This window comes from Spirosoma fluminis (genome assembly GCF_054778895.1).
In genome coordinates, this window is record NZ_BAAGZD010000013.1 from 147719 (window position 1) to 160972 (window position 13254).

General features: G+C 53.4%; 10 protein-coding genes, 1 tRNA gene and 1 pseudogene. 3 read left to right on the forward strand and 9 right to left on the reverse strand.

All coding sequences use genetic code 11. The features are described from left to right. Positions 1–25 precede the first annotated feature (25 nt). The 8 genes and pseudogenes from ACYVBJ_RS16485 to folP all read right to left on the reverse strand — a co-directional run bounded on the left by ACYVBJ_RS16485 (position 26) and on the right by folP (position 8054). On the reverse strand, positions 26–1516 hold the full coding sequence (locus ACYVBJ_RS16485) for a glutamate synthase subunit beta (RefSeq protein ID WP_460983406.1): 1491 nt from the start codon (positions 1514–1516) through the stop codon (positions 26–28). 23 nt (positions 1517–1539) lie between these two features. Continuing rightward, positions 1540–1635, reverse strand: a pseudogene (locus ACYVBJ_RS16490) (hypothetical protein); the annotation flags it as partial. Next, complete coding sequence (locus ACYVBJ_RS16495; protein WP_460983407.1) at positions 1614–1769, reverse strand: DUF4926 domain-containing protein; 156 nt, start codon at positions 1767–1769, stop codon at positions 1614–1616. The gene ACYVBJ_RS16495 and the pseudogene ACYVBJ_RS16490, both read right to left, overlap by 22 nt. A 1-nt stretch (position 1770) precedes the next feature. After that, positions 1771–1950, reverse strand: a complete 180-nt coding sequence (locus ACYVBJ_RS16500) for a DUF6883 domain-containing protein (protein WP_460983408.1) — start codon at positions 1948–1950, stop codon at positions 1771–1773. Between the two features lie 7 nt (positions 1951–1957). Next, positions 1958–2098: a DUF6883 domain-containing protein gene (locus ACYVBJ_RS16505; protein ID WP_460983409.1), complete on the reverse strand. Its 141-nt coding sequence runs from the start codon at positions 2096–2098 to the stop codon at positions 1958–1960. Between the two features lie 4 nt (positions 2099–2102). Beyond that, positions 2103–6701, reverse strand: coding sequence for a glutamate synthase large subunit (gene gltB / locus ACYVBJ_RS16510; RefSeq protein ID WP_460983410.1), 4599 nt, complete (start codon positions 6699–6701; stop codon positions 2103–2105). A 356-nt stretch (positions 6702–7057) separates the two neighbouring features. After that, positions 7058–7133, reverse strand: a tRNA-Lys gene (locus ACYVBJ_RS16515). Between the two features lie 78 nt (positions 7134–7211). Continuing rightward, positions 7212–8054 carry a dihydropteroate synthase gene (folP, locus tag ACYVBJ_RS16520; protein ID WP_460983411.1) on the reverse strand — a complete coding sequence of 281 codons (843 nt, stop codon included), beginning with the start codon at positions 8052–8054 and terminating at the stop codon, positions 7212–7214. Positions 8055–8159: 105 nt separating this feature from the next. Between folP and ACYVBJ_RS16525 the strand changes: the two genes are divergently transcribed. The 3 genes from ACYVBJ_RS16525 (at position 8160) to ACYVBJ_RS16535 (ending at position 10496) form a co-directional block, all read left to right on the forward strand. After that, complete coding sequence (locus ACYVBJ_RS16525; RefSeq protein WP_460983412.1) at positions 8160–8699, forward strand: DUF1599 domain-containing protein; 540 nt, start codon at positions 8160–8162, stop codon at positions 8697–8699. Between the two features lie 122 nt (positions 8700–8821). Next, complete coding sequence (locus ACYVBJ_RS16530; RefSeq protein WP_460983536.1) at positions 8822–9916, forward strand: BT_3928 family protein; 1095 nt, start codon at positions 8822–8824, stop codon at positions 9914–9916. A gap of 73 nt (positions 9917–9989) precedes the next feature. Further along, complete coding sequence (locus tag ACYVBJ_RS16535) at positions 9990–10496, forward strand: shikimate kinase (protein WP_460983413.1); 507 nt, start codon at positions 9990–9992, stop codon at positions 10494–10496. A 108-nt stretch (positions 10497–10604) separates the two neighbouring features. On the opposite strand, the gene ACYVBJ_RS16540 is transcribed toward ACYVBJ_RS16535, so the two are convergent. Next, a complete protein-coding gene (locus ACYVBJ_RS16540; protein ID WP_460983414.1) occupies positions 10605–13034 on the reverse strand; it encodes a prolyl oligopeptidase family serine peptidase in 2430 nt (809 codons plus the stop codon). Positions 13035–13254: the final 220 nt, after the last annotated feature.

The window sequence follows — 13254 nt, forward strand, 5'->3', positions numbered from 1 at the left end:
TTTTATGTATATGGTCTTAAACATACTAAACGGCTTCGATCATCGAAACAGCCTTCGCTTCCAGCAGCGTTTCGCCCATCAGGTAGCAGTCGGCAGCGCGGGCCGCTTCGCGACCTTCGGAGATGGCCCAAACGACCAGCGACTGACCACGGCGCATATCGCCCGCGGCAAACACTCTCGGATTGGTTGAGGACTGATAATCCTTTGTTTTCACGTTGCCCCGTTCGTCGTACTCAAGTCCTAAATCGTCGAGCAGGCCATTGTGCTGCGGGTGCAGGAAGCCAGCCGCCAGCAGGGCCAGTTCGCAGGGAATATCGCGCTCCGAGCCGGGAAGCTCAACCATCTGCATTTTGCCGTTCTCGTTTTTCCAGGTCAGGTCAACAATACGTAACGCTTTCAGATTGCCGTTTTCGTCACCAATGAACGCTTTCGTATTGATCGACCAATGGCGTTCGCAGCCTTCTTCGTGCGAAGTGCTGGTGCGCAGCATCATCGGCCAGTTCGGCCAGGGGGTCGAAGCCGCCCGATCCTTCGGTGGCATCGGCATCAGCTCAATTTGGGTCACGCTACTGGCACCATGGCGGTTTGAGGTACCCACGCAGTCGGAGCCCGTATCGCCACCGCCAATCACAACCACGTTCTTGTCGGTCGCCCACAATTCGCCGTCAGCGTACGGAACACCCTGGTGGTTAACCTGTACGGGGCGGTTGGCAACCCGCTTGTTCTGCTGGCTCAGGAATTCCATAGCCGGGTAAACCCCTTTCAGATCGCGCCCCGGAATGGGCAGGTCACGGGGCACCGTCGATCCGCCGGTGAGTATGACCAGGTCGAACTGTTCCAGCAAATCGTTTGCTTTAATATCAACCCCGACGTTTACACTCGGCTTGAACGTAATGCCCTCAGCTTCCATAACCGCCAGCCGACGGTCGATGGTCCACTTTTCCAGTTTGAAATCGGGGATGCCGTAGCGCAGCAGGCCGCCAATCTGATCGGCCCGCTCGAAAACGGTAACGGTATGGCCTGCTTTGTTGAGCTGGGCCGCTGCCGCTAAGCCAGCGGGGCCGGAGCCTACGACAGCCACGCGTTTACCGGTACGTACTTTTGGCGGTTTTGGCGTAATATATCCGCGCTCGAACGCCACTTCCGCAATCGACTTCTCGATAAACTCGATAGTAACGGGCGGTTTGTTAATGCCCAACACACACGACGCTTCGCACGGAGCCGGGCAGATTCGACCCGTAAACTCGGGGAAGTTGTTGGTTGAACTCAGAATCTCGTAGGCATACGCCCAGTTCTGCTCATAAACCGCGTCGTTGAACTCAGGAATGATATTTCCGAGCGGACAGCCGCTGTGGCAGAAGGGGGTGCCGCAGTCCATACAACGTGCGGCCTGCCGCTGGGAGTCCTGCTCCGAAACCGGCACTTCGATTTCCTTGTAATCGTGAATCCGCTCCTGCGGGTCGCGCTTTTTGGGTAGCTCGCGCGCAAATTCTAAAAATCCGGTAGGTTTTCCCATTGTGCCGTGATCAGCAAAATAAGTTATTGCAATTGAGAGACATACAAGATCGCCTGCTCCTGTTCAATCTTGCGTATTTGATTCGGGGACAAGGTTTCTACTGCAATTGTGCGACCGCCTGCATGTACAAACTCGACCTCAAATCTTTTTTTTGATTTCCATGTACAAAAGCGACTGTTCCAACGTCACCGCGAAACAAGCCCGCTTCTGGTAAATCAATCAATAAAGCTACCAAATCACGTTCGTTCATCATTTTAATTCGGATATGCTGTTACCAATTCAGGAATTTCCTCATCGACAGCAATGAACCAAATGGCTCGTAATGGATACGATTTACCATTCGGACAAGGTAGCCAACCTTCTATGACGTAACGATTGCCGTATTCATGTTCGACAACTTTTGTGATTTCATTATCAGTAACAAACGGGAACAACGCAGTTTTAAAGTCTGTCCGCTTTTGAAAAGCCTACGAGTTCGTAAAAAGCAGCTTTGCCCTTAGTCTGAGGATGAGAGTGATCGAGCAGGTACTCTGTTATTTTTCTGTCAGGAATCGCTGCTCGATCAACATTCGGTAACTTCATGGACTCACCCCTGCGTCACATCCACCACAATATCCTGGTACACTACATTCTTGTCGCGGATCTGATCGGCGAGTGAGATGCCCCGGCTAGCCAACGCCTTCTGGAAGTCGCCAGGCATGACCTTCACGAACTGACCAATGCCGTTCGTCCAGTCCTGAATCAGTGACAACGCTACGTTACTGGTTGTGTACTGGAAGTGCTTGTCTACGTACTCACGCACGATGGCCTGATCTTCGTCGGTTAAGGCTTCGAGACTGACCATTTCGGGGTTCACCTTTGAGGCAAACGTACCATCCTGATCCCAGACGTAGGCGACGCCACCCGACATACCCGCGGCAAAGTTGCGGCCGGTCTGTCCTAGAATAATGGCCAATCCACCGGTCATGTACTCCAGACCATGATCGCCGACGCCTTCGACAACGACCTTCGCCCCCGAGTTACGTACGCAGAATCGTTCGCCGGCCATACCCCGGATAAAGGCTTCGCCCGACGTTGCACCGTAGAACGATACGTTACCGACAATGCTGTTTTCTTCGGGTTTGAACGTAGCAGTTCGATCCGGATATACGATCAGTTGAGCCCCGCAGAGTCCTTTGCCGAAATAATCGTTGGCGTCACCTTCAAGTTCAAGTTTAATGCCGCTCGTGCTGAAGGCTCCAAAGCTTTGTCCGGCTGTACCGCGCAGCTTAAAGTGAATGGTGCTTTCGGGTAAGCCAGGTCCGCCGTATACCTTTGAGATTTCGTTGGACAGCATCGTACCGATACTGCGGTCGATGTTCTGAACGGTAAACTCGGCGTATACCGACTCGGCTGTTTGTAAGGCAGGCTGCGCAACGTCGATCAGCTTCCGGTCGAGTACATCGTCCAGGTAATGGTTCTGCTCTTCCTGCTTATACAGGGCTACATCGAGGTTAGTGGGCTGCTTGTAAAGCAGGGCATCCAGCTTGATGTTTTTGTATTTCCAGTGCGGCAGATCATGGCGGAGTTCGAGCATCTGCGCCTGACCGACCATTTCGTTGATCGTACGGAAACCCAGTTCGGCCATGATCTCGCGCAGCTCCGTTGCCAGGAAGGTGAACATGTTTACTACGTGCTCCGGCTTGCCCGTAAACAAGGCGCGAAGCTCTTTGTTCTGCGTAGCAACGCCTACCGGACAGGTGTTCAGGTGACACTTCCGCATCATGATACAGCCCGTAGCAACCAGAGCTGCGGTAGCTACACCAAACTCTTCGGCACCCAGCAGGGCGGCAATGGCTAAATCGCGGCCTGTACGCATCTGACCGTCGGCCTGTACCGTTACACGTCCCCGCAGTTTGTTACGTACCAGCGTTTGGTGCGCTTCGGCCAGACCTAACTCCCAGGGCAGACCCGCATGGCGGATCGATGACAGGGGAGAGGCACCCGTACCACCGTCGTGTCCTGATATCAGGAGGTGGTCGGCATGGGCCTTTGCCACACCGGCGGCAATGGTCCCAACGCCCGCTTCTGAAACGAGTTTTACACTGATGCGTGCATCACGGTTCGCGTTCTTAAGATCAGAAATGAGTTGCGCTAAGTCCTCAATCGAATAAATATCGTGGTGGGGCGGGGGCGAAATCAGACCGACACCGGGCGTGGAGTGGCGCGTCCGGCCGATCCAGTCATCTACCTTAAAGCCCGGCAGCTGACCCCCTTCGCCGGGCTTGGCACCCTGCGCCATCTTGATCTGCAACTCTTCCGCGTTCGTCAGGTAGTAGCTGGTTACACCGAAGCGTCCGGAGGCTACCTGCTTAATGGCGGAGTTCAGGCTGTCGCCGTTTTCGAGCGTCTTGTAACGCAATTCGTCTTCGCCACCTTCGCCGGAGTTGCTCTTGCCACCGATGCGGTTCATGGCAATGGCCAGCGTAGTATGCGCTTCCCAGGAGATCGAGCCGAACGACATCGCCCCGGTAGCAAACCGCTTGAATATGCTTTCGATTGGTTCAACCTCATCCAATGGAACAGGCGTACCTTTCTTGAATTTCAGCAGGCCGCGCAGCGTAATGGCCTTCTGCGTCTGATCGTCAATGAGCTTCGAGTATTTCTTGAAGAGTTGATAATCGTTCCGCTGGGTCGACTGCTGGAGCAGGTGGATGGTGTCCGGGTTGAAAATGTGTTTTTCACCCCGCTGTTTCCACTGATAAATACCCCCAACTTCGAGACGAGGAACAGCAACAGGCTTGTCCGGGAAGGCTACACAGTGGCGGATCAGTATCTCACGGGCAATCTCATCGAGACCCATGCCACCGATTCGGGAAACCGTACCGGTAAAATACCGGCTTACTACGTCTTCGTTCAAGCCTAAGCATTCGAAAATCATGGCCCCCTGGTACGATTGCAGGGTAGAGATGCCCATTTTCGAGAAGATCTTAAGCAGTTCGCCATTAACGGCTTTTACGTAGTTCTTATAGAGCTTGTCGAGGTCGTAATCGACCTGCAACAGCCCTTTCTCTTTCATGTTCGCAATCGTCTCGAACGCCATATACGGGTTCACGCCCGAAGCCCCGTACCCGATCAGCGTGGCAACGTGGTGAGTTTCCCAAACGTCACCCGCTTCGACCACGATACCGACTTTACCCCGCAGGCCCTGCCGAATGAGGTAATGGTGAATCGCGGACGTAGACAGTAAAGACGGAATCGGCGCGTGGCTGGAGTCGATGGCCCGGTCAGAAAGTACCAGAATCGAATACCCGTCCTGAATGGCGTCTTCGGCGTAGCGGCAAATCCGGTCCAGCGCCCGTTCGAGCGACTTACCCTGGCCGTCGGCGGTAAACAGACAGTTAATCGTTTTTGCCTGAAACTTCGGCTTGTCGATAAACCGCAGCTTGTCGAACTCCGAAGTGGTCAGTACCGGTTGGTCGAGTTCAACCTGGCGGCAATGCTCGGGCGATTCGCTGAGCAAATTATAGGTAGCGCCAACGAACGAAATCAGCGACATGATCGACCGCTCCCGAATCGAGTCGATGGGCGGGTTCGTCACCTGCGCGAATAACTGCTTAAAATAATGGCTCAGATGCTGGCTTTGCTCCGACAAAACGGCCAGTGGTACGTCGGTACCCATCGAGCCCAGCGCTTCTTTGCCGGTTTCGACCATCGGGCCCAGAATCATCCGCAGATCCTCCGACGTAAAACCAAAGGCCTGCTGCATCCGCAGGAGCTTAGCCGGGTCATACGGATTGTAGGACCGAATCGGCGCTTCCAGATCGGAAATCCGAATCTTGTTGGCGTCCAGCCACTCCTGATACGGCTTGCGGGACGACATTTCGGCTTTGATCTCTTCGTCCGATACGATGCGCCCCTGCTGCATATCGACCAGAAACATCTTGCCGGGTTGCAGACGGCCTTTCGAAACCACCTTCGCCGGATCAATGTCAAGAACGCCTACTTCAGAGGCCATGATTACGATATCGTCGTTGGTAACCCAAAAACGGGATGGACGCAGGCCGTTCCGGTCGAGCGTAGCGCCGACGATCCGTCCATCGGTAAAGGAGATTGAAGCGGGACCATCCCAGGGCTCGATTAAAGCCGCATGGAATTCATAGAACGCCTTACGGGCGGGGTCCATGTGCTCGTTACCATCCCAGGCTTCGGGAATGAGCATCATCATGACGTGTGGCAACGACCGGCCACTCATGACCAGCAATTCAATGGCATTGTCGAGGTTCGCCGAATCCGACTGGTTCGGATCGCAGATGGGCAGTAGCATGTCCATCTCGTCTTTCGTGAACTTCGAGGACTCCAGCAGCCCTTCGGCCGCTTTCATCCAGTTTACGTTACCCCGAACGGTGTTAATTTCTCCGTTGTGGGCGATGTACCGGAATGGCTGCGCCAGCTTCCACGATGGGAACGTATTGGTGGAGAAGCGGGAATGCACCACACCCAGGGCCGAAACCACTTCTTCCCGTTGCAGATCCGGAAAATAAGGCTCAAGCTGGAGCGTAGTGAGCTGCCCCTTATACGTAATGGTCCGGCACGAAAGCGACGAGAAATAGAACGTATCGACGCCCGCCACCGTCTCATTGATCAGGCGGGTACTATAATTTCGTAGAATGTAAAGTTTACGCTCAAAATCTTCGGGGTTGTTAATATCCGCTGGGCGTTTAATGAACACCTGCTCCATCTGGGGTTCGCACGAACGCGAGCCATTGCCCAGGTCGCTGTTGTTGACCGGCACAACCCGGTAGCAAAGCAGCTCCAGCCCCAGCTTTTTCATGTTCCGGTTCAGAATGGCCCGGCACTCTTCCCGTAACCAGACATCCTTCGGAAAATACACCATCCCTACACCGTATTCCAGCGCGGGTGGCAGGTGCACACCTAATTTACGAGTCTCATCGAGGAAGAACTCGTGCGGAATCTGGATGAGCAGACCGGCTCCATCGCCCGAGTTGGGTTCCGAACCTACGGCGCCCCGGTGTTCCATGCGCCGAAGCATTTGCAGCGCGTCGGCCACAATCTGGTGCGATTTGCGCCCCTTGATATGAGCGACAAAGCCAATTCCACAGTTGTCGTGTTCAAACTCGGGGCGATACAGACCTGAATTGCCGGAGTTCTCTAGTGGGTTTTGTTGGTCAACCTGATCAGACATGGTCGTAACAGCGTTGGATGAGGCAGTCGTTTTTAGCATCCCAATTAGGAGAATGTCAAAAAAAGAAAGCTTAAATTAAAAAAATAGAAATTAACAATCCGTCCAGCGGGTAATTAGAATAGGAGACAGGGGCTGGAATAACGAATGTTTGCGACAAAGTCACGCAATATACTATAAAAAAAATTTGGCAAAAATAGCGTTTGTCGGAATTATATTGCAGATCAGCTCCTTTGTGAATTTGATTATAGTTGTTCTTGAAAAGTGAATATATTGATGACTCTTCAAGAATAAATTGTGGTCTACATATGGCGTACCAAAACGCAAAAAGCCGCTCGATCGAGCGGCTTTTTGCGTTTTGGTGATTCGGCTGGGATTCGAACCCAGGACCCATACATTAAAAGTGTATTGCTCTACCAGCTGAGCTACCGAATCATTTCCCAATTGAAACGGAGTCGTTGTCGTTTGGGAATGCAAAAGTAGGGTTTTGATTCAGTAAGCGCAATAGTTGCCCTAAAAAAAAGTTAACTGCTGCTGCAACGTCAACGCTTCTACGGCCTCCCGAACGTCGTGCACGCGCAGGATAGCCGCGCCTTTCGTGAGGGCAATCGTGTTCAGAACCGTCGTGCCATTCAGCGCTTGGTCGGGCGTCGTGTTTAATGTCCGCCAGATGGTTGATTTGCGGGAGAGACCGGCCAGCACGGGTTCGTCGAACACCTGAAAGGCGTCGAGGTGCTGGAGTAATTTAAAGTTTTGGGCCGGTGTTTTGGCAAAGCCGAAACCAGGATCGAGAATAACATCTTTGTGTCCCAGGGCGCGAAGGTGGGCTAACCGACCGGCCAGCTCATCGATAACCTCGTTCGTTACGTTGGTATAATGGGTTAGCGACTGCATGGTCTGGGGCGTTCCCCGCATGTGCATCAGTATATACGGAACGCCCAGCCCGGCGACCGTTGCGAACATCGCATTATCCAACGTACCCCCCGACACATCATTAACCAGAACGGCACCCGCGTCAACGGCCTGCCGGGCCACCGCTGCCCGATAGGTATCAATCGAAATCAAGGTATCCGGCAGAACGGCTAAAATGGCTTCGATAATCGGCAGTACCCGATCGGCTTCTTCGGCCGGACTTACAGGGGGGGCACCGGGACGGGTCGAGTACCCGCCCACATCCAGAAAGGTGGCCCCCTCGGCCAGCATTTTCTGGGCTGTTTCTACGGTTTTGTCGAGCGAAATGCGGCTTCCGGCAAAAAACGAATCAGGCGTGCTGTTGAGGATGCCCATTACAGCCGGTGTAGCTAAGGAAACCAGCCGACCCCGGCAGTTAAGCGTTTTTTTCGTAACTTTCGCCATTAAAAATGTCAGTTAAGCGTCATCTATAGTCGATGGTATCGTGCATTGGTAAACGATCGAGCCGACGAATGACTAGCAACGACACCGAATGACCAGGTAATGACCATGTCCACTACGGAAACCGAATATCGGCAGGTAATTCAACGCTGCAAGGATTTATTTTTAAAAAAGAATCAGGATTATGGTACCGCCTGGCGGATTTTAAGGCTTCCCAGCATTACTGACCAGATATTCATCAAAGCGCAGCGCATACGTACGTTACAGGAAACCGGCGTTAGTCGCGTCGGTGAAGGTATCGAGCCCGAGTTTGTGGGAATTATCAATTACTGCGTTATGGCCCTGATTCAGATGCAGTTAATCAGTGATTCGCGTACGGATATTCCGACGGACGAGCTGGAACGGCTGTATGATGCGCAGATTGGCCGGGTTATTGACCTGCTGTTTGCCAAAAATCACGACTATGGCGAAGCCTGGCGCGAGATGCGGGTGAGCTCAATGACCGATATTATTCTGATGAAGCTGTTGCGTACGAAGCAAATCGAAGACAACCGGGGCAGTACGCTGGTTTCCGAAGGCGTTGAGGCTAATTATATGGATATGATCAACTATGCCGTTTTCTGTTTAATAAAACTGACAAGTCTCTAAGTTACTAACGACCTGTCGGGAAGCGTCAGGCCATTTGGGTCGGTTATTTTCTAGCCTTTATTCAGCAACTACACGTGAATCAAACTACCACTCCACCAAAAGTCAAAACCGGTACTCCGCCCATGCTGATTGCGGCCCGGATCGCTAAAGTGCTGGTTGGCGTTGTTTTTATCTTCTCCGGCTTGATCAAGTTGAACGACCCGATTGGAACGCAGATAAAATTTGAGGAATATTTCGAGGTATTTGCCCAGGACGTACCGTTCCTGCATGATTTCTTTATGGGGCTGGTACCGTTCACGCTGGCTATGTCCGTCCTGTTCTGCGCGGCCGAAGTAATTTTAGGAGTTGCGCTGCTGGCTTCGTATAAACCTAAAACAACGACCTGGCTGCTGTTTTTTCTGATCGTTTTCTTTACGTTTCTGACGTTTTATTCGGCGTATTTCAACCGGGTAACGGACTGCGGCTGTTTCGGGGATGCCATTAAGCTCAAGCCGTGGACATCCTTCGGGAAGGACGTTGTGCTGACGATTCTGATCCTGTTTATCATTGGCCACCGAAACCGGATTCGTCCGCGTAACACCGGCTGGCTGGTCGGCATTACGACTGTACTGACGCTGGCTCTGGGGATTTATGCCGTTCAGTTCCTGCCTCCGATCGATATGCTGCCGTACGCCGTTGGCAAAAGCATTCCGGCGGGTATGAAACCTTCGGAGCCCCTGCGGTACAAATACATAATGGAAAAAGGAGGTAAAACCACCGAATTCGAGCAGTACCCGGCTGACCAGAGCTATAAGTTCAAGGAAATGGTGCTGGTCAACGAAAGTGCCAAGCCCAAGATTACCGATTACCGCATCTGGAACGACGAGGGCGATTTTACCCAGCAGTCGTTTGAAGGTAACAAGTTATTCATCATCGTTAAAACCACGAAAGGAATTGATGCCGGCAGTATTCCGGCCATTCGGGCGCTGGCCGAAGGGTTAAAAGGCTCTACCGTGTCAACATATATCCTGACCTCGACCAGCGATGACGAAATCAAGGCGTTCCGCAAAGAATTTCAGTTGGAAGAGATTCCGTACTATAAAGCCGACGCGACGGTGCTTAAAACCATCATGCGATCAAATCCTGGTACGTGGCTCATGAAAGATGGCGTAGTGCGGGGTAAATGGCATTATAATACAACGCCGGACGCGGCTGAGGTTCTTGAGAGCGTAAAATGAGTAGGAAAGAGTGAAAGAATGGGGGAGCTAATAATAGCTCTGATCACTCCTGCGCTCGTTCACTCGTTGACCCATGAAAAATATATTCCTGGTTGGGATGCCTTCTTCGGGCAAGAGTACATTGGGGAAGCGTATTTCCGATGTGCTGCATTATCGTTTTGTGGATACCGATAAGCTCATCGTGCGAAATGAGGGGCGCTCCATCGCGACTATTTTCGCCGAATCGGGGGAGGCTTACTTTCGGGAGGCTGAGCGACAGGTTCTGCGAACGATACGTCCGGGAGCGAGTCTGGTCGTCTCGACCGGTGGCGGCATGCCCTGCTTCCACAAGAACATAGAGTACATTAATGCAGCCGGCGTATCGGTTTTTCTGGATGTGCCGGTGGAGGTGCTGGTGCGTCGGATGATGGCTCATGCGCAGGAAGACCGACCGCTTTACAGCCCCAACGACCCCGAATTGTTACAAAGTTTACAGGCCCGCTACGTAGCGCGGCTACCCTTTTACAGCCAGGCTCATCTGATCGTTTCCGGCGAAACAAATGCCGACGACGTTCTTCAACGTGTGGGGCAGCTTCTGTGAAGGTGGCTGCGTCAGCAAAATACCAGCTCCGAACTGTGTAAAAACAAGAGCCGGAACGGAAGCTGTTCAACACGTTCCATTCCGGCCCAAACGGGGAGTTGGTGAGGCTTACAGACGCTCCTCGAATAACTTCAGAATACGTTTGTATTCGTCCATCCAGCTGGTTGGTTCTACAAAGCCGTGATCTTCGACCGGGTAAGCGGCCAGTTCCCAATTCTCTTTCTTTAACTCGATCAGGCGCTGAGCCAGCCGAACAGCATCCTGAAAATGCACATTGACGTCGACCATGCCGTGGCAGATGAGCAGATGCCCTTTTAGCCCCTCGGCAAAATTGATGGGCGACGAGCGACGATAGGCCAGCGAATCGGTCTGAGGTTCGTTGAGAATATTCGCCGTGTACGGATGGTTATAAGCCGCCCAGTCGGTAACGGGACGTAACGCGGCTCCGGCCCTGAACACGTCGGGGGTTGTGAACATGGCCATCAACGTAATAAATCCGCCGTACGAGCCTCCGTAGATGCCGATGCGGTTGGCGTCTACTCCGTGATTTTGTACCAGCCATTTCGCGCCGTCGACATGATCGTCGAGGTCTTTACCGCCCATGTGCCGATAAATGCCCGTTCGCCAGTCGCGGCCGTAGCCCGCGCTGGCCCGGTAATCCAGGTCAAGCACCGTGTAGCCCCGGTCAACCAGCAGGTTGTGGAACATATACTCGCGGAAGTACTGGCTCCACCACTTATGCGCATTCTGCAGGTAGCCCGCGCCGTGGACGAATACAACAGCTTTACCGGTAGCTTTCGCGGGTTTGTACAGCCGACCGTAGATCGTCTGCCCATCGCGGGACGGTATCGTCACCAGAGTTGGCTCCCGCCAGTCGTACGCTCTAAACGTATCGGTTAAGGAATTGGTCAGTTTCGTTGGACTGGCGGGCGCATCAATCGGGCTGACATATAATTCCCAGGGCTGATTAGTGGACGAATAGCGAATCGCCAGTCTGGTTTCGTCGGGCGAAAGCGTTACGTCGTTCGCGCCGGTCATACCGGTTAGTTTCGCACGCGGACCGCCCGAGACGGCCATGCGATAAAAGTGCTGTTCGCCGGGATGAACTTCGTTGGTTTGCAGGAAAAACTGGGTTCTGTCTTTCGACAATTGCACCTGCTGCACCTCAAATTTGCCCGATGTCAGTTGTTTTTTTACGCCAGTCAATACGTTCACTGAGTACAAGTGCGAGTAGCCGTCGGCTTCCGACTGATACCAGAGGGTTTGGTTATCGGCCAGAAAACTCATGTTACCAACTGAATTGGCCGGGCCGATGCCGGGCCCGCCGATCCAGGTATCGTCATGCTGGCGGTCGAGCAGGAAGAGTTTCGGCGCTCCGGCCGGGCTTGCGTCCAGATCAAGACGCATAATCCAGCGATCTTTGTTGTCGAGCGACCGGACCACCACGACGCACAGGTTCCCATCCTCCGACCAGACCGGGCCGTTGATTACCACCGGGCGGTTCTTTTTGCTGGTGTCTGCTTTACTGGTTGTGATCGTTTTCAGAAACGCTGGCTTGTCGCCGATGCCCGGAATATCCGCTGTGCCAACGGTCCGAACGGTGTCTTTTACGGTATCATACACGAAAAATTCCTGCGTGGGCAACGGAGCGCCTGCCTTGGTACGCGCGGAAATAGTCTCGGTATAACCCGATTCCGTTACGTAGTTGGGCACCTGCGCCGTTTTCGCGTTCGCGGCACTTTTGCTGAGCCGGTACGTAACGAAGCGGCCATCCGGGCTAAGCTGCGGATTGACGAGCTGCTTTTCGTCGAGGTAAATTTCTTTCGGCCGTTTCGGCCGGTCGGCTTTCGTGATTCGTTCCCCGGCGTCTTTCTTTTCCTTTCGTTCCTTCAGTACGTCCGACAACCGCAACTGATCCTGCTTCAGAACTTTTTCCTCGTCGGTGAGTTTGGAGTCGGCCTTTTTAGCACCCGTACGGAAATCAGTGAGCTGAGTGAGCATGCCCGTTTGAATGTCAATGCTGTATAGGTTTGGACTGCGCCGGAAGATGACCCGCTGCTCGTCGCCCGAAAAAAGGGCATCCGTTTCGGCGTCCACCGTATTGGTTAGCTGACGCGTCCGTCCGGTTTTTACGTCGAGCCAGAACAAATCGCCCTGCCGTTCAAAAATCCGCTGGGTTCGGGCCCGATTGTAGGCGGCCGTTGGGGCGGCAGGCAGCGCCCGGCGCTCGGCTGGACTCACCTTCAGGGGTTGCGAGGCCACCAACGCTTTACCGCGCGGGCCAGCGGTAAAAGTAACCTTGTACAGGGAGTCGCCTTTGGCTTTTTCACCAACCGGATTCCAGCTGAAATACAACGTCCTGGAGTCATCGGACCAGACCGGGTTGCTCGGGGAGACACCCATCCAGACCCTGGGGTCCTGCATAATGGTTTCGACAGTGAGGGTGGTAGCTGCCCGGGCGGGAACTTCCACCGCTTTAGGCTGGGCAAGAACCGGTAACGTTAGCATGGCCAGCGGCCAGCAAAAAAGGCGCTTCATGAGATGATGAGGTAGGCGAACTGACTAAAAAGCCGGAAATTAAGAAGAAAAGCGGGAAACAAATTAATTTCTGTCAGGGACAAAACCGCCATCCGCTGGTTCAGTAGACAAGTCAGCGATTAACAATTCTGTTGTTGAGCAGGTAAATCAGAACGGTGGGCAGGGGTGGAGCAGAGAAGGCAGGACGAGTGTGCCCGGTAGACAGAATCTGCACCGTTAT